Genomic DNA, 21069 nt, shown 5'->3' with positions numbered 1-21069 from the left:
CTCCGCGCCCGGGCGTTCCACCCGGAGGTGAGAATGACTCATATCTATCTCCGGGCAATGATCGGCGGCGAACCGTCGCTCGGGATAGCCGTCGTTCACCAGCCGTGAATGCCGACGTTTCGCTCCGTCGGCCGCCCGTGCACGCGACGGTGGGGGGTGGCGCCGTTGCCACCCCCCACCGCGTTCCTGAGCCGGCGCGCCGTCAGTGCTTGTGGAACGACTGGCGCACCACGCCCCCCACCAGGGCGCACCAGGTGGTGGTGCTGAGCTTGCCGTTGGGCGGCAGTCCGTGCAGGCGCTGCAGGTCCTTCACCGCGCTCCGGGTCGGGTGGTCGTACTCGCCGGTCGGGACGACCTCCGCCCAGCCCTTGGAGGCGAGCATGAACTGCGCCGCGACCACTGGCACGCCGGTGTCGCGCTGGTCCAGCTCCGGGGCGAGCGTCTCCCAGGTGGGCGCCGTCAGGGTGGCGTCCACGTCGACCGGGATGCCGTTGCGGGCCTGCCAGTCCTGCACCGCCGCGACGGTCGCCGCGTCGAACACGCCGGTCACCGGCACGGCGTAGCCGCGGAACGTGAGCAGGTACTGCGCGACCCGGACCACCGGGCCGCCGACGAAGCGCCAGATGTCCGGCCAGCGTCGCGCCGGCACGTCGCCCAGGCGGGTGCCCAGGTTCCGGAACACCTCGCGCCGCACCGCCGGGAACTCCCGGTAGAACGTCGCGCCCGGGCACTGGGTCTCCCGGAAGTCCCAGTGGCCGAAGATGTCGTGCGCGTGCAGCCCGTACTGCCGGCAGATCGCGGTGCAGAGCCGCACCAGGGAGTCGAGGAGTTCCTCCGGCGGCGTCTCGGTGACGTAGGTGCCCTCGTTCTCGATGCCGATGGCCCGGCCGTTCTCGCCCGGGCAGTGCGCGGCGATCATCTGCCGGTCGCCGGCCTCCAACCGCTCCAGGCTGCCGTGCCGTCCCTCCAGGACGTGGCCGCCCCGGCTCACCGTGAAGTGCTGCCCGGTGTCCGACCAGCCGTTGCCGTCCATGTGCAGGTCCTGGCAGTCGCGGGCCAGTTGCTTGGCGTGTTCCTCGGAGTAGTCGGTGACGTTCGGGAACGCCATGTGGTGCAGGATGATCTTGTTGGTGGGGATCGCGCTGACCGACAGCGCGCCCGACGGCGGCCGGGCGGCCCACTCGTCGCAGCTGATGATCCAGTCGAGGTCCGTGCCCGGCGCGGCGTGCGCGGCGGCCGGGAGCGCGAGCTCGGTTCCGACGACCGCGACGGTGGCGGCGCCGAGGCCGGCCCGCAGCAGCGTACGGCGGTCCAGTTCGGGGTGGTCGAAGTGCATGGCATCTCCTCGATGACCCGACCGGCGCCGGGTGGTGTAAAGGAACTCCAACTTCAAGGCGCGATTCGGAGAATATTGCCAGAACCGCGCCGCGCGCCAGAGGACAAATGCCACCCGGGTCGTTCCCCGCGTCGCCGCCCCCTCTCGCCGACCCGCCGCCCTGCCCGCCCACGCGGCGGTGGCGTCGATCCAGGAGTTGTGGCACCTCCGATATCCGGCTGAACCGACATTGCGGGAGCCACCACTCCACGATCGTCGGCGGCGGGTGGAGTGGCCGGGTTCGGTTCCGGGACGATGGGGACTGGCCCACACCGGGCGCGGAGACGACTGGACGGGGGAGTGGGATGGGCGGACGGGCGCGACCGGACCGGCGCAGTGTGCTCGCCGCCGCGGGTGGGCTGGCGGTCGCCGGGATCGGCGTACCGGTCGGGCTGGCCGTCACCCGTGACCGCCCGCCGCCGGCCCGCGGACGCCGGCCGGTCAGCATGGCCATGCACCTGCACGCCTCGTTCAGCGAGGGCGTCGCCAGCTACGCCGCCCACCTCGACCAGGCCCGCCGCAACGCCGTCGACGTGCTCTGGTGGACCGACCACGACTTCCGGGTGGCCGCGCACGACCACCGCCGTGTCGTGCGCTTCGACGGCCCGGAGGAGTCCGAGGGTGGGCTGGCCTGGACCTGGACGTCGACCACCGAGGGCCGGCTCACCGCATCGAGCGCCGACTTCGTCGCCGCGCCGGACGCCGCCGACGGCCCCGGCCGCGCGTTGCGCCTCACCGCCACCGGCGCCGGCACCCACTGGTACGCGGGCAAGGCGTGGAACTGGACGCACACCGGGAACATCTCCGACACCACGTTGCACCTGGACGTACGGCCCGAGTCGGCCGGCCCGCACGCCACGCTCACCGTCGAGGTCGCCCTGTCCCACCACCCGGCCGGGCCCGGGCGGCCCGCCGGCCAACTGGTGCTGCGCTACCGCCTCGGCGCGGCGGCAACGGTCCGGCACGCGGCGGACGGCCGGCACGGCACCGTCGACGTGCCGGCCCCGGCCGGCGTCCGGCGGCGGCACACGTTCGACCTGCTCGCCGACGTCCGGCGGCTCTGGCCCGACCTGGTGGCCGGCGACAACTCGCTGCGCGGGCTGCGTCTCGGCGTGACCGTCACCGGTGGCGCGCGCGGCGCGTACCTGGTGGACCGGCTGGTCTTCGACCGGGCGCGCCGGGCCGGGCAGGGCGGGGAGGAACTGCGCGCCGAGGTGCTGCGCGGCTACGACGGGGCCTACCCGGGCGTGACCCACCACCGGGCGTACGAGGTGTCGATGGTGCGGCACCTCAACTGGTTCGGCGGTGACGGCACGCTGCCGCGCTTCCCGTCCCCGCCGTACCGGGACAACGACCCCGGCGCGACCGAGCGGATGGTGGAGTTCCTGCACACCCACGGCGGCGTGGTCTGCTGGAACCATCCGCTGGACGTGGAACGGCGCGACTCGCTGGCCCGGCTGCTGGTGGCCCGGCGCGGCCTCGGCGCCGACCTGATCGAGATCGGACGGGCGCCGGTCGAGGACCACCTTTGGGCATACGACGTGGCGGCCCGCAACGCGATCCCGCTCACCGCAGTGGGGGTGACCGACGACCACGACGGCACCGACTGGCGGACCGGGCGGGACCGCTGGATCACGTCCGTCTGGGCCGCCTCGACCGGCCGCGACGACCTGGTCGCGGCGCTGCGCGCCGGGCAGGCGTGGTTCGCCGACCTGGTCGGCTACCGGGGAGCGCTGGACCTGGAACTCGGTGGCCGCAGCGCCATGGGCGCGTTGCCGACGGTCGCCGACGACACCGTCACGGTGCGGCTGCGCGCCACCGACCTGCCGGCCGGGGCCACCCTGGAGGCGGTCACCGGCGAGGTCGACCTGGCCGGCGCGGCGGACCCGACACCGGCGATCCGGACCGGACAGGTGCCGTGGCGGCAGTTGCGGGAGGGCTGGCACGACCTGCCGGTGCGGGTGGGCGGCGGCGCGTACCTGCGCACCCAGGTGCGTGACCGCGACGGCGGCATCGTCGCCGCGAGCAACCCGCTCTGGCTGCTGCGCCGGCCCCCGCCCCACGGCGTCCCCCCGTCCCGCCGCTTCTGACCGACCCCCGCGCGCGGCATGTGCATATGCCGGTAAACGGTATATGCTCCCGGCGTGAGTGAACCTCCGCTGCGGGAGCCGACGTTCCTGATCCTCACCGCGTTGACCGAGGAGCCCCGGCACGGCTACGCGGTCATCGAGGACGTGCTCCGCATCTCCGACGGTCGGGTCCGGCTGCGGGCCGGCACCCTCTACGCCGTGCTGGACCGGCTGCGGTCCGACGGTCTGATCGAGGTCGACCGGGAGGAGGTGGTGCAGTCCCGGCTGCGCCGCTACTACCGGCTCACCGCGCTGGGCGCGACCCGGCTCGCCGACGAGGTCGACCGGCTGCGCCGGCACGCCGACACCGCCGGCCGCCGGTTGCGCGCCGCCGGCCTGCTGCCCGAGGGGGGTTTCTCGTGAGCGCGAGGAGTGAGCCGGTCTTGCGAGCCCCGCAGTCGCGAACGGAAGGTGGCGCAGCGTGAGTGGAGAGTTGGAGCGCCGCTACCGCCGGCTGCTGGCCGTCCACCCCTGGGCCCACCGCCGGGTCTACGAGGAGGAGATGCTGGCCGTGCTGCTGGCCGACGCGCGGCCGGGGCAGACCCGCCCCGGCCTCGCCGACACGGTCGACCTGGTGGGGGCGGGGCTGCGGGCCCGGCTGCGGGTGGGCGCACGGGGGTTCACCGAGCCGGCCTGGGCCGACGCCGCCGCCGTCACCGGGCTGCTGGTGGCGCTGGTGCTCGCCGCCGCCGCCGGGAAGAACGTGCTGGACCAGATCCTGGTCGACCCGTCCCTGCCGCCGCCGTTCCGGCCGCCCGCGACGGACCCGGTCGACTGGCTGCGGCTGGCCGGCTGGGCGGCGGTCGCGGTGGCCGCCGCGGTCGGGCTGCGCCGGGTCGCGGCGATCCTCGCCTGGGCCGGGGTCGCCGGCTGGCTGGCGCTGGTCGGGCCGGGCGTGGCCGACCAGCCCGGATACGTGGTGGACACGCTCCCCCAGTTCACCCTGGCCGTGATCGCCGCCGCCGGGCTCACGGTGGCGGCGCCGCCGCGCCGGGCGGCGCGCGTACTGGGCCGCGGACGCCTCGCCGCGGTGGTGGCCGGGCCGGTCGCCGTGGTCGGCCTGCTGGAGCTGAACCGGGTCACCAGCCCGCTGTTCGGTGGGGGTGAGGTGAGCTACGAGAGTTTCTACGGGCTGAGCACCGGCAGCGAGCCGGTCATGTACCTCTATCTCGCCGGGCTCGCGCTGGCGTGCCTCGCGGTCGGCGTACCCGTGGCCCGGCTGGCCCCGGTGGTGCGGCGGCGGGTCGTGGTGCTGCTGGCGCCGGTCGCCGCCCTCGCCCTGGTGATCGACGGCGCGCTGGCCGGCTGGGCGACCTCCACGGTCCACATGGGGCACACCATCCCGCTGGTCGGCGCCCAGTGGGCGATGCTGGTGCTCGTCCCGCCGGTCACGTTCCTGGCCGGGGTGCTGCTGGTGCGCCGGCGCGAGGAGACGCAGCGGATGGTGGCGCTGGGCCGCGCCGCGGACCGGGAGCGGCCGACCGGCTGACGCTTGCCGGCGTCTGCTACCAGTGACGGGGTGTCCGTTACCGACCATCCGCCGCCCGGCACCGGGATCGGGCGACGTCCCCGGCCCGGGGCCGCCGTCCGGCGTGCGGAAGCACCCGTTGCGCCGATGGCCGGCCGTCCCGGCGCGACCAGAATGACCAGCGAGGCGGCCACCGACATCCGCCCCTGGAACGCCGTGGAGTTGGTCGCATGAGCGGCTGGCAACTGTCCGGCTACACGCCGGTCCGTCGGCTCGGCGCCGGCGCGTCGGGCAGTGTCGTGCTGGCCACCCACGACGCCACCGGCACCCCGGTCGCGATCAAGTACCTGGTCCGCGACCTCGGCGGGGAGTCGTCGTTCCGGGTGGCCTTCCGCGCCGAGGCCCGGCTGCTCGGCGAGATCGACGACCCGCACGTGAGTCGGCTCTACGAGTACGTCGAGTCCCCGCAGGGCGCGGCCATCGTGATGGAGCTGGTCGACGGCGTCTCGCTGCGGCAGATGCTGCGCGCGCACGGCCCGACCACACCCGAGGCGGCGCTCTGCGTGCTGCGGGGGTCGCTCGCCGGGTTGGCCGCGGCGCACGCGCGCGGGGTGGTGCACCGCGACTACAAGCCGGAGAACGTGCTGGTCACCGGCGGCGGGCTCAGCAAGCTCGCCGACTTCGGCATCGCCATGCCGGTCGGCCGGGGCACCGACACGACCGTCTCCGGCACGCCCCGCTACATGGCCCCGGAGCAGTGGACGGGCGCCCCGGCCAGCCCCGCCTGCGACATCTACGCCGCCACCGCCACGTTCTTCGAGTGCCTCACCGGGCTGCCCCCGTACCACGGGCCGGACCTGCTCTCGCTGCGCGAGCAGCACGCCACCGCGCCGATCCCGACCGATCCGGCGCCCGCGCCGGTGCACGAACTGCTCCGGCACGGCATGGCCAAGCGTCCGGACGAGCGGCCGCAACCGGCCGAGGTCTTCCTGGAGCTGCTGGACCGGGTGGCCGGCGCCGGGTACGGCCCCGGGTGGGAGGAGCGCGGGCTGGGCGAGCTGGCCCGCCGGGCCGCCCTGCTGGCCGCGCTGTGGCCGTTCCCGGACCGGGCGGCGGGCGCCACCGTGGTGGCCAGCACGGCGCTCGGCGCCACCACCGGCCGGGGCGGCCTGCTCCGGCGGGGACGCAAGCGCACCGTGCTGGTGGCCGGCGCCCTGGTCGCCGCCGTGCTGGTCGGCGGCGCCGGCTACAGCTACGCCGCCCGCGAGACCCCGGTCGCCGCCGGGGCTCCCGACGATCCGTCGCCGGCCGTCGCCGACCCGGCCGCACCGGACCCGACGAGCGCCGCGCCCCCGGACGCCACCCCCACGCCGTCCACGCTGGCCACCCCGCCGGCGGCGACGCCGTCCGTCGCGCCGGACGGAACCCGGTCGCCGGCCCGACCGCCGGCGCGCACCGGCGCGGCGACCCCCGGCCCGTCGCGCAGCACCACGCCGCCGCCCCCGCCGGACGTCACCGCGCCGGTGGTCGGCGGCGTCGACGCCGATCCGGGTCAGCTCGAACCGAAGGGCTGCCCGTTCGGGGTCCAGAGCAGCACCGTCACCGTCACCGTCACCGACGACCGCAGCGGACCGGCCGCGCTGAAGGTCACGTTCCGCTACCCGCTGGAGGACGCCACCGGCACGGTCCGGATGGCCGCCGCCGGTCGCGGCGTGTTCACCGGCACCCTCGGCCCGCTGGCCGCGCCGAGGCAGAGCACCCGCATCCCGATCCAGGTCACCGCCGTCGACGCCGCCGGCAACGCGACCACCTCGGCGAAACCGGTGTACGTGACGCTCTACAACTACTGCACCCCCGGCTAGGAGTACGACCGTGCCCACCGCCCAGCACCGCAGCCCGACCCGGGGACGGCCGGCATGAACCGGCCGGAGGAGCCCACCGAGGCGCTGCCCACCCACGCCCTGCCCGCGTCGTCCGGCACGGACCACACCGTGCGCCTCGGCCCTCCGGCGGTGCCCGGGCCCGGCGGGGACGCGACCGTGCGCTTCGGCCCTCCGGCCGGGCCCGGGCCCGGCGGGGACCCGACCGTGCACCTCGCGGGTGACCCGGGCGTCGCGGAGCCGACCGTGCACATCGGCTCGCCGGCCGGCGATGTCCACCGGGGAGCGGAGCCGACCGTGCACCTGACCGCCCCCGAGCCGCGGGCCGCACCGTACCGGCAGGCGAGGGCCACGCCGGCGGGGACGACCGCCGGGGCGTACCGGGAGCCGACGGTGGACGCGCGGACGGTGAGCGGCGTCCCGGCGCCCGCGCCCGGCGGCGAGCTGCGCTTCGGCCCGGGCGTGCCGGCGACGCCGCCGCCGGCTCCGGCCTGGCCGGTCGCGCCGCCGGTCCGGCCGACGCGCCCGCTCTGGCGTCGGGTCGTCTCGGTGCTGTCCACGGTGCTCACCGCCGCGCTGCTGGTGGCGGTCGGGCTCTACCTGTGGCAGCGGCTGCGGCCGTTGGAGGTCGAGCAGGTCTCGGTGGCGGTGCCCCGGCCGGCCGGGGTGGCCTGCGACGTGACCGTCGACGTCGTCGCCACGGTCCGCACGAACGGGCACGCCGGCACCATCCGCTACCAGTGGTTCCGCTCCGACGCGCCGCCCGGCGCCCTGCTCAGCGAGCGGGTCGGTGGTGGGCAGCGGACCGCCACGCTCACCCTCAGGTGGACGTTCAGCGGGGTCGGCGCGACCACCGGGACGGCCACCGTCAACATCGTCGAACCGTCGCCGGTGCAGGCCGGCACGCGCGTCAGCTACCGCTGCCCCGGCGGCTGAGCGTTTCCCCGCGCGTCGCCCAGGGTAGGCCCACCCGGAACTACCCCTGACCCCGTGCGTGGAGGCCCTTAGATGAGAGACAACTTCGGTGACGCGGTGGGCGACGCGTTCCGCTCGGTGATGCTCTTCCTGCCCAAGGCGGTCGCGTTCATCGCGATCCTGGTCGCCGGCTGGCTGATCGCCAAGGCCGTGCTGAAGCTGGTGGACAAGGTCCTGGAGCGGGTGCACTTCGACCGGGCCGTCGAGCGCGGCGGGATCAAGACCGCGCTCGCCCGCTCGAAGTACGACGCCAGCGACATCGTCGCGAAGCTGGCCTACTACGCGGTGCTGCTGGTCACGCTCCAGCTCGCGTTCGGCATCTGGGGCCCCAACCCGATCTCCGACCTGATCGCCGGCGTGGTCGCCTGGCTGCCCCGGGCGTTCGTGGCGATCGTCATCGTGGTGGTGGCCGCGGCCATCGCCCGGGCGGTGAAGGACATCATCTCCAGCGCCCTCGGCGGCCTCTCCTACGGCCGGGTGCTGGCCAACCTCGCCTCGGTGTTCATCCTCGGTCTCGGCGTCATCGCCGCGCTCAACCAGATCGGCGTCGCCACCGCGGTGACCACGCCGGTGCTGATCGCGGTGCTGGCCACCGTCGGCGGCATCCTGGTGGTGGGCGTCGGCGGCGGTCTGGTCCGGCCGATGCAGAGCCGCTGGGAGAACTGGCTGACCCGGGCCGAGGAGGAGTCCCGGACCATCGCCACCCACGCCCGCGCCTACCAGGCCGGCCGGCGTGACGTGGCGGCCCGGCTCGCCGCCGACCGTGAGGCCGAGCTGACCCGGCCGGTGGCCCGGGACACCGAGGCGGACCGCACCCAGCCGGTGCCGGCGTACGCGGGCTCGGCCGAGCCGACCCAGGTGGTGCCGACGCGGGCCGGCGACGACCCGGCCGTGGCCGGGGAGACCACCCAGGTCATCCCGGCGCTCGCCGACTCCGGGCGCACCCAGCCGACCACGCCGCGCCAGCCCACGGCCGAGCAGGCCGCGGACAGCGAGGCGACCATGGTCATCCCGTCGGCGGACGCGGACAAGTTCCGCCGCTGAGCCGAGCGCGGCGACCGGGGCGGGATCCGATCGGGTCCCGCCCCGGTCGCCGTTCAGCAGTCGTAGGCACGTTCGGCCCGACCACGCCGCAGGGTCCGGGCCCACCAGTCGAGCTGGCGCAGCATCGCGGCCAGGCCCGCCTCCGCCCGCTCCGGGCGGCGCAACTCCCCGTGCTCGTCGAACGCCTCGTGCACGTCGGGGATCATGACGCCGGTGCGCATGGTGCTGACGTGCAACTCGGCCAGGACGCCCCGCAACTGCTCCACCGCGCGCAGGCCGCCGGACGCGCCGCCGTACGAGACGAAGCCGAGCGGCTTGGCCCGCCACTCGACGTACGCGGTGTCGAGCGCGGTCTTCAGCGGACCGGGATAGCCGTGGTTGTACTCGGGCGTGACGACGACGAACGCGTCGGCCCGGTCGATCCGCTTCGTGAACCCCTCGGCGTCGCCGCCGCCGGCCAGGTCGCCCGGCAGGTCGAGGTCGGCCAGGTCGATGTGGTCCACGGCGGCGGCGGGGTGGCGCTCGAGGTGTCGCAGGAGCCAGCGGGTCACCGTCGGGCCGATCCGGTCGGGCCGGACGCTGGCGGTGATGACCGCCAGCGGATAGGGGGCGGGCTGGTCAGGCATGGTGTCCTCCGGTCGGGGACCTGAGTTCGAGGTCCGGGGCGACGGCGGCGTCCGCGTCGGGCGCGGGCAGCGAGTCCAGCAGCGCCCGGATCTCGGCGGGGCTCAGGGTGAGGGCGAATTCGTCGTGCAGCGCGTCGGCGTACTCCTCGTCGGTCAGCGAGCGGGACCGGGTGGGGTGGCCGGGGCTCTCCCGCGCGTACTCGCGGTCGATGAGCCGGCGCACCGACTCGTCGTCCTTGCGGACGACGATCCGCTGCCGGGTGAACGGCGAGTGCGGGCTGGTGGCGGTGTTGTGGTTGGCGACCTCGACGTCCACCGGGTACTGCGGCTCCTCGGTGAAGGTCAGCAGCGTGGTCCAGTCGCCCGTGGTCCGTTCCCGCAGCCGCCACGCGCCGTCCGCGCCGCGCCGGAGCCGGTACTCCCACCGGCCCTGTCGCCGCGGGTCGTCCTCGCCCAGCGGCAGCGGCTCGAGCAGGCCGGAGCCGAAGCCCACGTCGGCGAGCCACACCTGCTCGCCGTCGTCGACCCGCAGCACGAGGTGCGAGCGTGGGCGGGGGCTCTCGGCCGGGTCGCCGGTGCGGGCGAGCAGCCGGTCCACCCGGTAGCCGATGCGCTGGAGCACCGCGCCGAAGAGGACGCCGTGCTCGTAGCAGTAGCCGCCCCGCCCGGCCCGGACGAGCTTGTCCTGCACCCGGGCCAGGTCCACCTCGACGCCCCGGCCGAGCATCACGTCCAGGTTCTCGAACGTGATCGCGGCGACGTGCGCGCGGTGCAGGGCGCGCAGGGTCCGGCCGTCCGGCGCGACGGCTCCGCGGTGGCCGACGCGACGCAGGTACGCGTCGAGGTCCAGCGCGTCGACCGGCCAGTGCGCGGTCAGGTCGACGAGTCCGAGCGGGGGAGCCGGTGGTCGGGTCACGGCATGGTCCTTTCCGTTCGACGCTCCGGCACGGGACCGGTGCTGGAGCGGACGACGAGGTGGGTGGGGAGGGTGACCCGGTTCGGCGTGCCGGCCGGGTCGAGCAGCATGCGGGCCATCAACCTGCCCTTCTCGGCGATCGGCTGGCGCACGGTGGTCAGCCCGGCCGCCGCCGCCAGCGGCACGTCGTCGAAGCCGGTCACCGAGAGGTCGTGTCCGACGCGGAGACCCCGGTCCTCGGCGGTGCGCGCCACGGCGGCGGCGAGCACGTCGCTGTCCGCGACGATCGCCGTCGGCCGGTCACCGCCCGCCAGGAGCGCCGCCGCCGCCGCGTGGCCGGAGGCGGTGGCGTTGCCGCCGCCGCTGACCACCCGCAGGCGGGCGCCGGGCGGCAGGGCGTCGCGGACCCCGGCCAGCCGGTTGCGGGAGTACGGGTAGAGGGTCGCCTCGTCCGGCGCCGGGACGTTCCGCCCGGGTGGCTCCGGCGCGGCGACCATCATCGCGAGGTCGCGGTGACCGAGGTCGACCAGGTGCCGGCCGATCGCCCGGCCGGCCTGCCGGTCGTCGATCAGCACGCAGCGGGCGGCGGCGGACTCGGTGGAGAGGACCAGCGGTAGCGAACGGTCGGCGAGCGCCCGGACGGCCGGGTGTTCGCCGGTGAGCCCGTCGGCCACCGCGCCGTCGATCACGGCGCGGTGCACGGCGTCGAGTGACTCGCGCACCTGGGCGTCGGTGAGCCCCGCGACGACCGGCGCGAACGGGATGAGCACCAGGCTGGTCCGGCCCGCCGCCAGTGTCTCGGCGAGGCCGCCGAGCAGGTCGAGGACGTACGGGTCGCGGAACGCGTACGCCAGTTCGGTGGTCAGGATGACGCCGACCGCGTTGGCCCGCCCGGTGCGCAGCGACCGCGCGGCGGCGTTCGGGCCGGCGTAGCCGAGGTCCCGGGCGACCGCCAGGATGCGCGTCCGCACCTCCTCGGAGAGCCGCTGCGGCCGGTTGAAGGCGTAGGAGACCGCCGCCGTGGAGACGCCCGCCGCGTCGGCGACGGATCGCAACGTGACCCGGGAACCCATGGCCTTCCTTCCGTTGTTAATCGATTAACAGGATGCCTCGCCGTGCCGTACCCGTCAAGGCCACGGTCCGGTTAGGATCGTCGGCATGACCTGGCGATGTTGATGCCCGCCTGAACGACGAGGCCGCGGGCCGCCGCGGACACCGTGCACTGCGACAGGTGTCCGTCACGTCCCGTGGGAAGGCCTCATGCTCGTCGCCCCTGCCCGCGTGCCCGCGCCCCGCCGCCTGGCGGCGACGCTCTACGGCTACGCGTTCCTCACCGACCTCGTCCTGCTCTACCCGCTCTACGTGCTGCTGTTCGCCGACACCGGGCTGACGGTCGGGCAGATCTCCTCGCTCTTCGTCCTCTGGTCGGCCGCCGGCATCCTGCTTGAGGTGCCCTCCGGCGCGTGGGCCGACGCACTGTCGCGCCGACTGCTGCTCTGCCTGGCGCCGCTGCTCGCGGCCGCCGGCTTCGCGCTCTGGGTGCTGCTGCCGTCCTACCCGGCGTTCGCCGCCGGCTTCCTGCTCTGGGGCGCCGGCGGCGCGTTGCGCTCCGGTGCGCTGGAGGCGCTGGTCTTCACCGAGCTCGACCGCCTCGGCGCGGCCGACCGCTACGCCCGGCTGATCGGCCGCGCCCGCACCGCCGAGGTGCTCGGCGCGGTCGGCTCCGGGGTGCTCGCCGGGCCGGTGTACGCGCTCGGTGGCTACCTCGCGGTCGGCGCCGCCAGCGTGCTGACCTGCCTGCTCGCGGCCGCGGTCGCGGCCCGCCTCCCCGAGCACCGCTCGCCGGCGGCCGTCCCGTCCGAGCACCGCTCGCCGGCGGCCGTTCCGCCGGAGCGCCGGTCCCCCGCGGTCGTCCCGTCGGAGTGCCGGTCCTCGTCGCCGGCGGGTGCGGACGCCGCGCCGGGGGAGCGGCCGGACGACGACGAACCCGGCTGGTGGGACAGCCTGCGCGGCGGGCTGGCCGAGGTGCGTGCCGACCGCGCCGTGCGCGCGGCGGTGCTGCTGGTCGCCGCCGTCGCCGCGATCTGGGGCGGGCTCGACGAGTACACCGGGCTGCTGGCCCGGGACACCGGCGTCGCCGAGGTGACCGTCCCGCTGCTGCTCCTGCTGGTGTGGGTCGGGATGACCGTGGGCGGGCTGCTCGCGCCGCTGGGTGAGCGGCTGTCCCACCGGGGGTACGCCGGCCTGCTGGTGGTCGCGGCGGCGGCGATGGCCGGCGGGGCGCTGCTGCGGCACCCGGCCGGCTTCCTGCTGCTGGCGCTCGCGTTCGCCGCGTTCCAGCTCGCCACCGTGCTCGCCGACGTGCGGCTGCAGGCGCGGATCACCGGCGACGCCCGGGCCACCGTCACCTCGCTGGCCGGGATGGCCACCGACCTGACCACCGTCGCGTTCTACGGCGGGTACGGCCTGCTGGCCGGCGCGCTGGGCAACCCGGCCGCGTTCGCGGTGGCCGTGCTGCCGTACCCGCTGGTGGCGCTCTGGCTGTTCGCCGGTCGGGGGTGAGTCAGCGGAAAAAGGAACAATAAGTGCATTCGCGACTACGGTGGGTCCGGTGACCCTGCAAGCGACACGCACCCTGCGCGACGAGGACCTGACCGGGCTGGCGGAGCTGGCCGCCCAGCTCCGGGTGGACGCCATCCGGTGCAGCACGATGGCCGGCTCCGGCCACCCCACCTCCAGCCTCTCCGCCGCCGACCTGCTCGCCGTGCTGGTCGCCCGGCACCTGCGCTACGACTGGTCCTTCCCCGGCAACCCCGGCAACGACCACCTGATCTTCTCCAAGGGCCACGCCTCACCGCTGCTGTACGCGGTGTTCCGGGCCGTCGGCGCGATCAGCGAGCAGGAGCTGCTGGAGACGTACCGCCGGGCCGACTCGCGCCTGCAGGGCCACCCCACCCCGGTCCTGCCCTGGGTCGACGTCGCCACCGGCTCGCTCGGGCAGGGCCTGCCGGTCGGCGTGGGCGTGGCGCTGGCCGCGCAGTACCTCGACCGGTCGGCGGCGCACGTCTGGGTGCTCTGCGGCGACAGCGAAACCGCCGAGGGCTCGATCTGGGAGGCGCTCGACAAGGCCGGTCACTACGGGCTGCGCAACCTCACCGCGATCGTCGACGTCAACCGGTTCGGCCAGCGCGGCCCGACCGAGCTGGAGTGGGACCTGGACACCTACCGGCGGCGGGTCGAGGCGTTCGGCTGCCGGGCGATCGTGATCGACGGCCACGACCTCGGCGCGGTCGACGAGGCGTACGGGCAGGCCCGCGACGGCACCGGACCGACCGTGGTGCTGGCCCGCACGGTCAAGGGCAAGGGTGTGCCCGAGATCGAGGACGACCCGTCCTGGCACGGCAAGGCGCTCGACCCCGAGCTGGCCGACCGGGCGGTGCGGGCGCTCGGCGGGCCGCGGCGGATCCGGGTCAGCGCACCGAGGCCGTACACCGTGCCGCGTGCCGACCCGGTCGAGCACCGCCGGCCGGAACTGCCCCGCTACGAACGCGGGGCGAAGGTCGCCACCCGGGACGCGTACGGCGACGCGCTGTGCGCGCTGGGCGCCGCCCGGCCGGACGTGGTCGCCCTCGACGGGGAGGTCGCCGACTCCACCCGGGCCGACCGCTTCGGCGCCGCGTACCCGGACCGGTTCTTCCAGATGTACATCGCCGAGCAGCAACTCGTCGCCGCAGCCGTGGGCCTGGCGGTCCGGGGCCGGCGGCCGTTCGCGGCCACGTTCGCCGCGTTCTGGTCCCGGGCCTACGACTTCATCCGGATGGCCGGCATCTCCCGCGCCGACATCGCCCTGGTCGGCTCGCACGCCGGCGTGGAGATCGGCCCGGACGGCCCGTCCCAGATGGGACTGGAGGACGTCGCCGCGCTGCGCGCGGTGCCCGGCTCCACGGTGCTCTGCCCGGCCGACGCGGTCTCCTGCGCGGCCCTGGTCGCCCAGCTGCCCGACCGTCCGGGCGTGGCCTACCTGCGCACCACCCGCGGCGCGTACCCGGTGCTCTACGACCACGGCGAGGCGTTCCCGATCGGCGGCAGCCGGGTGCTGCGCGACGGCGGCGACGTCGCGCTGCTCGGCGCCGGCGTCACCGTGCACGTCTGCCTCGCCGCCGCCGACGAGCTGACCCGGGAGGGGATCGACGCCCGCGTCGTCGACCTCTACTCGATCAAGCCGGTCGACCGGGAACGCCTGCTGGAGACGGTCCGCGACACCGGCGGGCGGCTCGTGGTGGTGGAGGACCACTACCCGGAGGGCGGCCTCGGCTCCGCCGTGCTGGAGGCGTTGGCCGACCTGGCCGAGCCGGTGCGCGTGCAGCACCTCGCGGTGCGCGGGCTGCCCGGCTCCGGCACCCCGACCCAGCAGCTCGACCGAGCCGGGATCGGCGTGCACGCGGTCGTCGCCGCGGCGCGCACCCTCGCCTGAGGTGTAAGGAGGGGCCCCCGGTTAACGCATTCGGTAGCGGAGGGGCCCCTTCTTGAACTGCTCGGCCGAGCGCGTCACTCCGGCAGCGGGTCGAGGTAGACCCAGCGGCCGTCCTCGCGGACGAAGCGGCTCCGCTCGGCCAGCACGCCGGGCCGGCCGCCCTCTCGGTAGTGGGCCCGGAACCGGACCGTGCCGCTGCTGTCGAACAGTCCGCCCTGCCCGGTCTCCAGCACCTCCAGCCGGGTCCACCGGGTGCCCGGGTCCAACTCCAGCCGGTCGGGCCGGGTGCGGGAGTGCCAACTGTGCCGCAGGTAGTCGGCGTCGCCGAGGACGAACGCGCTGAACCGGGACCGCATCAACGCCTCGGCGGTGGCCGCCGTGGCGGTGCCCCGGTGCACCGGCGCGCAGCAGTCCTCGTACGGCCGGCCGGAACCGCACGGGCAGGCCGGGTCGCGTGTCACCATCCGCCGATTCTCGCCCGCCGCCGGAACGTGCAAGGAGGGGGCCCCGCTTGACGCAGCCCGTTAGAAGGGGCCCCGTCTGTACCCAGCGCGTTAATGAGGGGCCCCTCCTTACACCCGGGCGAGGGGACAGCGCGGGCGGGATCGGCGCACTAGTCTCCGGGGACCATGAGCGGAAGCCCGACGCGGCGCGACCTCGATCCGGAGCAGGTGCGCCGTTACCTGACCGCCTCGCTCGGCCCGGCCGCCGAGGTGGCCGACTGCGGGCCGTTGGCCGGCGGCGGGTTCGCCGCGGTGTGGTGGGTACGCCTCGCCGACGGACGCGACGTGGTGCTCAAGGTCGGGCCGCCGCCGCACGTGCCGCTGCTGCGCTACGAGCGCGACATGATCGGCGCGGAGGCGCGCTACCTGCGCCTGGTGGCCGCCCACGCGCCCGCGGTGCCGGTGCCGTCGCTGCTGCACCACGGCCGCCACCCCGAGCTGGGCGACTGGCTGCTCACCGCGCGCCTGCCCGGGCGTACCCTCTGGGACCTGACCCGGGCCGGCGCGGACGTCGGGCCGCTGCGGGCGGAGTTCGGCCGAGCGCTGGCCGCGCTGCACGCCGTCACCGGCGACCGGTACGGCTACGACGGCGGCCGTGCCGCCGCCCCCACCTGGCGGGACGCCTACGTCGCGATGGTGGACGACCTGCTCGCCGACGCGGCGGACTGGTCGGTGCCGCTGCCCGTGCCCGCGACCCGGATCCGGGCACTGGTCGCCCGGCACGCCGTCGCTCTCGACGTGGTGCGCCGCCCGGCGCTGCTGCACTTCGACGGCTGGGCCGGCAACGTGCTGGCCGTCGACGGGCCGGACGGCACGCTCCGGCTCAGCGGCCTGGTCGACGGCGAACGGCACCTGTGGGGCGATCCGCTGCTGGATCTGGTGTCGCCGCTGCTGTTCCGCCGCGCCGAGGACGAGCCGGACGATCCGCTGGTGCGGGCCTACCGGGCGGCGGCGCCGTTCCCGCTGGACGCCGGCGCGCGGCGGCGGCTCGGCCTCTACCGGCTGCACCTCTATCTGCTGATGACCGTGGAGATGCCCAGCCGGGCCATCACCGCGGAGTCGGACCCGGGGCGGGTCGCGCTGCTGGCCGAGCTGCTCGACGCCGAGCTGTCCGACCTGGCCGGTCCCGCGCGCTGAGCGGGCCCGGCGGGGAAGGGCACGGCGGGGAAGGGCACGGCGCAGGGCGGGTGCTCAGGGGACCGTGTCGGAATGGACCCGGACGTCGTAGAGCAGCCGTACGTGCCGGCGGCCGTTCGTGACGCCGACGAAGACCGGGTCGCCGGCCGGGGTGCGGCCCTGACGCCACACCTGCTCCCGGGCGGCCTCCCGGGACTCGTGGTGGATGCGGCCCTGCTGGTGCAGGAGAAGGACACGCCGAGCGGTGGTCGGGTCGCTGTCGAGCTGAATGCGCAGGAGGGGCATCGTGGTGAACTCCTCACCGGCCGGTCCGACGACACCTTACTTACCGATGTTAAGGCGGCTGTACAGCGTTTATCATGGCGGCATGAGCATCGTCGAACCGGTCTGGCTCCGGGCCGAGCCGAGCCGAGCCCGGCGCGGGCGGCCCCTGACCCGGGAGAACATCGTCGACGCGGCGGTGATCCTGCTCGACCGGCACGGTGTCGACGGCCTGACCATGCGCCGTCTCGCCGAGCGACTGGACGTGACGGCCACCGCGCTGTACTGGCACGTACGAACGAAGGACGACGTCCTGGACCTGGCCGTCGACCGGATCTTCGGCGACGTGCCGATCCCGGCCGGGAGCGACGACTGGGAGGAGAACATCCGGGTCCTCGCCCGGGGATGGCGCGCCGCCATGCTTGACCATTCGTGGGCGCCGGGGCTGGTCGGGCGCCCGATGCTCGGGCCAAACGTCCTGGCCCGCACGGAGTTCCTGCAAGCCGCACTGGTGCGCGGCGGCTGCCACGGGCGTCGGCTGGCCGTGGTGACGCGCATGGTGGCGAACTTCGTCATCGGCGCCTCGCTGACCGAGGCCACGTGGCGGCGCACCGCCGACCCCGAGGTGCGGGCGGCCGCCCGCGACCACGTCGCCTCGCACGCCGACGCCTACCCGACCCTGACCGCCTCCGGCCACCTCGACGACACCCGGTGGAACGACGACCTGCTGTTCGAGGAGGGCCTCACCGCCCTGCTCCGGGCGGGGACGTCCCGCTGAGCCTCCGGCCGTTCAGAGCCAGCCGGACCGGCGGAACAACCGGTGCAGCGTCACCGCCAGCGTCGCCATGAGCAGCAGCGCGCCGCCGTAGCCGTACCGCCAGTGCAACTCGGGCATGTGCGCGAAGTTCATCCCGTAGATCCCGGCCACCGCGGTCTGCGAGGCGGCGATCGCCGCCCACGCCGCGATCCTGCGCATGTCGTCGTTCTGCTCCACGGCGAGCTGCGCCAGCCGGGACTGCACCAGCGAGGTGAGCAGCTCGTCGTAGGCGCCGATCCGCTCGACCGCCCGGGCCAGCCCGTCGACCACGGCGGCGAACCGGTGCCGCAGCGCGGGCGGGGGACCGGCGTCCGGGGAGTCCAGCAGGGCACGCAGCGGCGCGGTCAGCGGCAGCACCGCCCGCTTGAACTCCACCACCTCCCGCTTGAGCTGGTAGAGGTGCTGGATGTCGGCGCCGCGCTCGCGGGCGAAGACGCTCTCCTCGACCCGGTCCAGGTCCCGTTCCAGGTGCTCGGCGACCTCCAGGTAGAGCTCGACCATCCGGGCGCAGACCGCGTACGCCACCGCCCACGGTGGTCGACACCGGGGACGTGCTGGTGTTCCTCGGCGAGAGGTTCGCGCTGACCGTCCGGCACGGCGCCACCGGCGCGCTCGCCCCGGTACGCGAGGAGGCGCAACGCCGCCCGGAGGTGCTGGCCCAGGTGGGCTCGGAGGTGGCGGTCAGCTCGGTGTGCTCGACGTAGCCGGCGCTGCGCAGCACCAGCAGCGTCACGTCGCCGAAGCGCCGCACGGTGGGCCGGTGCCCGTCGGCGAGCGCCTGCTCGACCGCCGCCTCGTCGAGCCCGAACGTCCGCCCGACCGCGGCCAGCACCGCGGCGCCCGGCTCGTGCAGCCCGAGCCAGACGAAGGTACGCCGGCCGCGGCGCGCCCGGTCGTACGCGTCGGCGTAGTGCGGCCGGCCCGGCTCCCGCCGTCCTCCGACGTAGACCGCGCAGTCGACCACCGCGTCGGGGTTCACCCGGCGCTGTCGCGGCCCGGTCGTCGCCCCGTCGCGTCGCAGCAGCCGCCCGACGAGGCCGGGCAGCCGCTGCCGCCACCGGATCCGGTCCACCGCAACCTCCGCCCGCCGGGAAACCGACGGCCTACCGTACGGCCCGCCGGCGCCCCGGCGGTGTCGGGCCCGCGTCAGCGGGCGGCGGTGGCGAAGACCACGATGTTGTCGGGGTAGCTGCCGGTGCGCGGGTTGAACCGCCCGCCGCAGGTGATCAGCCGCAGCCGGGACGTCCCGCCGCCGCCGTACACCCGCTCGGTGGGGAAGCGGTCCTTCGGGTACGCCCCCACACCGTCCACGGTGAACGCCGCGGTCCGGCCGTCGGCCCGGACCACCCGGACGGTGTCGCCCGGGCGTAGCCGGCCCAGGTCGAAGAAGACCGCCGGTCCGCGTTGCGAGTCGACGTGCCCGACCAGCACCGCGTTGCCGGCCTGACCCGGCGCGGGGCCGGGGCGGTACCAGCCGGCGACCTCCGGGCGCTCCAGCGGCGGCACCTCCAGCGCGCCGTTGTCGTCGGTGGCCACCGGCACGACGTCGGCGTCGACGCCGATGCGGGGAATGGCGATCCGGACCGGCGCCGAGCGGGGGAGCGTCGGGCCGGCGGAACCGGGACGCTCGGTGGCCGGCGCGGCGGAGGCGCCGGGCTGCGGCGGCGTCGCCGAGGTGCTGCCGAGGCCGGCCGAGACCAGTCCGACGCCGGTGGCGACGGCGAGGGTGACGGCGGTGACGACGACCGCGGTGCGGGCACGCGACGGCCCGCCCGTCCGGCGGCTCGACGAGGGCACCGGTTCCACCTCCGTCCGACGTGGACGCGGCGCCCGCGCCGGTGGGCCGGCGCGGGCGATCCGCACGGTGAGCCGTTCAGGCGGTGGCGCCCGCCCGCCGCCGGCGACGGATGAGGACGTACGTCCCGCCGGCGAGCGCGCCGGCGGCGAGCGCGCCGCCCGCGACCAGGACGCCGGTGTCGCCGCCCCGGCCGCCGGCGCCGGCCTGGGCGCCGCCGATCGGGGTCACGGCGAACGTGGCGCTGCCGCCGTCGCTGCCGTCGCCGCAGGTGGCGGCGACCGTGTACGTGCCGAGCGTGAACCCGGCGGTGAACAGTTCGGCGCTCAGCCCGCCGCCGGCCGCGGCCGTGGTGGACCGGACGTTCTGGTCGCGGTCCGGTCCGGTGACCCGGAAGATCGCGTCACCGGCGTTCGGATTGCACGTCGTGGTGAGCACGACGGTGCCGCCGACCGGGGTGGTGGCCGGTGAGACTCTGGTGTCCGCCAGCGCGGCGGCCGGGAGCAGCAGTGCGCCGAGGCCCACGCCGACCGCCGCCGGTCCGAGAAATGACTGTGCCTTCATCCGCGTCTTCCCTCACTTTTCGTCCGCTGTCTGCGTGGGACGTCGTTCGGGTGGCCAACTCCGTGACTAGCACCGGTGTGGCCAACACTAGGAGGGTTGCGGCGGTCACTGGGGGTAATTGAGAAATCTTCGTTGCCGTCCGGTGTTCCCCGTCTCGGCACCCACGACGGACATGCCGGCAGCGCGTGGTGCAGAGCGGACGAACGGTCATCGGGCCGGCGGCTCCGGCCGGACCAGTCCGGTGTCGTACGCCAGCACCACCGCCTGGATCCGGTCGCGCAGGCCCAGCTTGCTGAGGATCGCGGACACGTGCGTCTTCACGGTGGCGGTGCTGAGGTGCAGTCGAGCGGCGATCTCCGCGTTGGACAGGGCACGCGCGGTCAGCGTGAGCACCTCCACCTCCCGGGCGGTGAGCGCCGCGAGCGCCCGCTCGGCGGTGGGCGCCGGGCCGGGCAGCCGGCCGGCGAACCGGTCCAGCAGCCGCCGCGTCACGGTCGGCGCGAGCAGCGCCTCGCCCCGGGCCACCAGCCGCACCGCCTCCGCCAGGTCGGCCGGGCGGGTGTCCTTGAGCAGGAACGCGCTCGCCCCGGCGCGCAGCGCGGCGTAGACGTGCTCGTCGACGTCGAACGTGGTGAGCATGACGACCCGGGCCGGGTTGCCCGCCGCCACCAGCTCACGGGTGGCGGCGATGCCGTCCTGCCGGGGCATCCGCACGTCCATCAGCACCACGTCGGGCCGGGTACGCGTCGCCACCGCGACCGCCTCGACGCCGTCCGCCGCCTCACCGACCACGGTCAGGTCGGGCCGGGCGTCGAGGACCATCCGCAGCCCGGTGCGGATCAGCTCCTGGTCGTCGGCGACCACCACCCGCACACTCACCGGACCATCCTCCGTTCGCGACTGCGGGGCTCGCCGGCCCGGCTCACTCCTCGCGCTCACCGGACCGTCCTCCGTTCGCGACTGCGGGGCTCGCAGGCCCGGCTCACTCCTCGCGCTCACCGGACCGTCCTCCGTTCGCGACTGCGGGGCTCGCCGGCCCGGCTCACTCCTCGCGCTCACCGGACCGTCCTCCGTTCGCGACTGCGGGGCTCGCAGGCCCGGCGCA

20 protein-coding genes and 1 pseudogene are annotated in these 21069 nt (G+C 75.5%); 11 read left to right on the top strand and 10 right to left on the bottom strand.

Annotated elements, in window-relative coordinates; all coding sequences use genetic code 11:
• Window positions 1-202: 202 nt before the first annotated feature.
• A complete protein-coding gene (locus ACGFI2_RS04260; RefSeq protein WP_393510380.1) occupies window positions 203-1336 on the bottom strand; it encodes an N-acetylmuramoyl-L-alanine amidase in 1134 nt (377 codons plus the stop codon).
• 344 nt (window positions 1337-1680) lie between these two features.
• Between ACGFI2_RS04260 and ACGFI2_RS04255 the strand changes: the two genes are divergently transcribed.
• The 6 genes and pseudogenes from ACGFI2_RS04255 to ACGFI2_RS04230 all read left to right on the top strand — a co-directional run.
• Window positions 1681-3465 carry a hypothetical protein gene (locus ACGFI2_RS04255; protein WP_393510377.1) on the top strand — a complete coding sequence of 595 codons (1785 nt, stop codon included), beginning with the start codon at window positions 1681-1683 and terminating at the stop codon, window positions 3463-3465.
• Window positions 3466-3519: 54 nt separating this feature from the next.
• Window positions 3520-3867, top strand: a complete 348-nt coding sequence (locus tag ACGFI2_RS04250) for a PadR family transcriptional regulator (RefSeq protein WP_393510374.1) — start codon at window positions 3520-3522, stop codon at window positions 3865-3867.
• Window positions 3868-3925: 58 nt separating this feature from the next.
• Window positions 3926-4993 carry a hypothetical protein gene (locus ACGFI2_RS04245; protein ID WP_393510371.1) on the top strand — a complete coding sequence of 356 codons (1068 nt, stop codon included), beginning with the start codon at window positions 3926-3928 and terminating at the stop codon, window positions 4991-4993.
• A 209-nt stretch (window positions 4994-5202) separates the two neighbouring features.
• Window positions 5203-6834 (top strand): protein kinase, encoded by a 1632-nt coding sequence (locus ACGFI2_RS04240; protein ID WP_393510368.1) that lies wholly within the window; start codon window positions 5203-5205, stop codon window positions 6832-6834.
• 54 nt (window positions 6835-6888) lie between these two features.
• Entirely contained in the window at window positions 6889-7788 is a 900-nt protein-coding gene (locus ACGFI2_RS04235; RefSeq protein WP_393510365.1) for a hypothetical protein, read from the top strand.
• 72 nt (window positions 7789-7860) lie between these two features.
• Window positions 7861-8569 (top strand): annotated as a pseudogene (locus ACGFI2_RS04230) (hypothetical protein); the annotation flags it as partial.
• A gap of 355 nt (window positions 8570-8924) precedes the next feature.
• Here ACGFI2_RS04230 and ACGFI2_RS04225 read toward each other — a convergent pair.
• From ACGFI2_RS04225 to ACGFI2_RS04215, 3 genes are read right to left on the bottom strand one after another with little or no spacing between them, the layout of a single operon-like run.
• Window positions 8925-9497, bottom strand: coding sequence for an NADPH-dependent FMN reductase (locus tag ACGFI2_RS04225; protein ID WP_393510362.1), 573 nt, complete (start codon window positions 9495-9497; stop codon window positions 8925-8927).
• Window positions 9490-10413 (bottom strand): arylamine N-acetyltransferase, encoded by a 924-nt coding sequence (locus ACGFI2_RS04220; RefSeq protein WP_393510359.1) that lies wholly within the window; start codon window positions 10411-10413, stop codon window positions 9490-9492. The genes ACGFI2_RS04225 and ACGFI2_RS04220 overlap by 8 nt, the downstream gene beginning before the upstream one ends.
• Entirely contained in the window at window positions 10410-11486 is a 1077-nt protein-coding gene (locus tag ACGFI2_RS04215; protein ID WP_393510356.1) for a LacI family DNA-binding transcriptional regulator, read from the bottom strand. The genes ACGFI2_RS04220 and ACGFI2_RS04215 overlap by 4 nt, the downstream gene beginning before the upstream one ends.
• 187 nt (window positions 11487-11673) lie before the next feature.
• On the opposite strand from ACGFI2_RS04215, the gene ACGFI2_RS04210 reads away from it, so the two are divergent.
• Window positions 11674-12975, top strand: coding sequence for an MFS transporter (locus ACGFI2_RS04210; RefSeq protein WP_393510353.1), 1302 nt, complete (start codon window positions 11674-11676; stop codon window positions 12973-12975).
• Between the two features lie 49 nt (window positions 12976-13024).
• Window positions 13025-14887 carry a transketolase gene (locus tag ACGFI2_RS04205; protein WP_393510350.1) on the top strand — a complete coding sequence of 621 codons (1863 nt, stop codon included), beginning with the start codon at window positions 13025-13027 and terminating at the stop codon, window positions 14885-14887.
• 74 nt (window positions 14888-14961) lie between these two features.
• Here ACGFI2_RS04205 and ACGFI2_RS04200 read toward each other — a convergent pair whose 3' ends face one another.
• Complete coding sequence (locus ACGFI2_RS04200; RefSeq protein ID WP_393510347.1) at window positions 14962-15351, bottom strand: YchJ family protein; 390 nt, start codon at window positions 15349-15351, stop codon at window positions 14962-14964.
• Between the two features lie 165 nt (window positions 15352-15516).
• On the opposite strand from ACGFI2_RS04200, the gene ACGFI2_RS04195 reads away from it, so the two are divergent.
• Window positions 15517-16527, top strand: coding sequence for a phosphotransferase family protein (locus ACGFI2_RS04195; RefSeq protein ID WP_393510344.1), 1011 nt, complete (start codon window positions 15517-15519; stop codon window positions 16525-16527).
• A gap of 54 nt (window positions 16528-16581) precedes the next feature.
• Here ACGFI2_RS04195 and ACGFI2_RS04190 read toward each other — a convergent pair whose 3' ends face one another.
• On the bottom strand, window positions 16582-16812 hold the full coding sequence (locus ACGFI2_RS04190; protein WP_393510341.1) for a hypothetical protein: 231 nt from the start codon (window positions 16810-16812) through the stop codon (window positions 16582-16584).
• An 82-nt stretch (window positions 16813-16894) separates the two neighbouring features.
• On the opposite strand from ACGFI2_RS04190, the gene ACGFI2_RS04185 reads away from it, so the two are divergent.
• Window positions 16895-17566, top strand: coding sequence for a TetR/AcrR family transcriptional regulator C-terminal domain-containing protein (locus ACGFI2_RS04185; RefSeq protein WP_393510338.1), 672 nt, complete (start codon window positions 16895-16897; stop codon window positions 17564-17566).
• A gap of 12 nt (window positions 17567-17578) precedes the next feature.
• Here ACGFI2_RS04185 and ACGFI2_RS04180 read toward each other — a convergent pair whose 3' ends face one another.
• Complete coding sequence (locus tag ACGFI2_RS04180; RefSeq protein ID WP_393510335.1) at window positions 17579-18130, bottom strand: CorA family divalent cation transporter; 552 nt, start codon at window positions 18128-18130, stop codon at window positions 17579-17581.
• 8 nt (window positions 18131-18138) lie between these two features.
• Here ACGFI2_RS04180 and ACGFI2_RS04175 point away from each other — a divergent pair, with 8 nt between their 5' ends.
• Window positions 18139-18309 (top strand): hypothetical protein, encoded by a 171-nt coding sequence (locus ACGFI2_RS04175; RefSeq protein WP_393510332.1) that lies wholly within the window; start codon window positions 18139-18141, stop codon window positions 18307-18309.
• Window positions 18310-18751: 442 nt separating this feature from the next.
• Here ACGFI2_RS04175 and ACGFI2_RS04170 read toward each other — a convergent pair whose 3' ends face one another.
• The 3 genes from ACGFI2_RS04170 to ACGFI2_RS04160 all read right to left on the bottom strand — a co-directional run bounded on the left by ACGFI2_RS04170 (window position 18752) and on the right by ACGFI2_RS04160 (window position 20843).
• Window positions 18752-19402, bottom strand: coding sequence for a class F sortase (locus ACGFI2_RS04170; protein WP_393510329.1), 651 nt, complete (start codon window positions 19400-19402; stop codon window positions 18752-18754).
• 76 nt (window positions 19403-19478) lie between these two features.
• On the bottom strand, window positions 19479-19964 hold the full coding sequence (locus ACGFI2_RS04165; protein WP_393510326.1) for a hypothetical protein: 486 nt from the start codon (window positions 19962-19964) through the stop codon (window positions 19479-19481).
• A gap of 207 nt (window positions 19965-20171) precedes the next feature.
• The gene (locus ACGFI2_RS04160) at window positions 20172-20843 is read right to left on the bottom strand and encodes a response regulator (RefSeq protein WP_393510323.1); all 672 of its coding nucleotides are present in this window, start codon (window positions 20841-20843) and stop codon (window positions 20172-20174) included.
• Window positions 20844-21069: the final 226 nt, after the last annotated feature.

Source organism: Micromonospora sp. NPDC049282, from assembly GCF_043197045.1.
In the GTDB taxonomy this organism is placed as follows: Bacteria; Actinomycetota; Actinomycetes; order Mycobacteriales; family Micromonosporaceae; genus Micromonospora.
The sequence above is the reverse complement of the archived record's forward strand: the minus strand, read 5'-3'. Positions and strand labels throughout refer to the sequence as shown.

Coding starts and splice junctions, on each gene's coding strand:
- ACGFI2_RS04260 (WP_393510380.1), bottom strand. CDS start 1,336: ATGCACTTCGACCACCCCGAACTGGACCGCCGTACGCTGCTGCGGGCC.
- ACGFI2_RS04255 (WP_393510377.1), top strand. CDS start 1,681: ATGGGCGGACGGGCGCGACCGGACCGGCGCAGTGTGCTCGCCGCCGCG.
- ACGFI2_RS04225 (WP_393510362.1), bottom strand. CDS start 9,497: ATGCCTGACCAGCCCGCCCCCTATCCGCTGGCGGTCATCACCGCCAGC.
- ACGFI2_RS04235 (WP_393510365.1), top strand. CDS start 6,889: ATGAACCGGCCGGAGGAGCCCACCGAGGCGCTGCCCACCCACGCCCTG.
- ACGFI2_RS04215 (WP_393510356.1), bottom strand. CDS start 11,486: ATGGGTTCCCGGGTCACGTTGCGATCCGTCGCCGACGCGGCGGGCGTC.
- ACGFI2_RS04200 (WP_393510347.1), bottom strand. CDS start 15,351: ATGGTGACACGCGACCCGGCCTGCCCGTGCGGTTCCGGCCGGCCGTAC.
- ACGFI2_RS04195 (WP_393510344.1), top strand. CDS start 15,517: ATGAGCGGAAGCCCGACGCGGCGCGACCTCGATCCGGAGCAGGTGCGC.
- ACGFI2_RS04210 (WP_393510353.1), top strand. CDS start 11,674: ATGCTCGTCGCCCCTGCCCGCGTGCCCGCGCCCCGCCGCCTGGCGGCG.
- ACGFI2_RS04190 (WP_393510341.1), bottom strand. CDS start 16,812: ATGCCCCTCCTGCGCATTCAGCTCGACAGCGACCCGACCACCGCTCGG.
- ACGFI2_RS04165 (WP_393510326.1), bottom strand. CDS start 19,964: ATGAAGGCACAGTCATTTCTCGGACCGGCGGCGGTCGGCGTGGGCCTC.
- ACGFI2_RS04240 (WP_393510368.1), top strand. CDS start 5,203: ATGAGCGGCTGGCAACTGTCCGGCTACACGCCGGTCCGTCGGCTCGGC.
- ACGFI2_RS04185 (WP_393510338.1), top strand. CDS start 16,895: ATGAGCATCGTCGAACCGGTCTGGCTCCGGGCCGAGCCGAGCCGAGCC.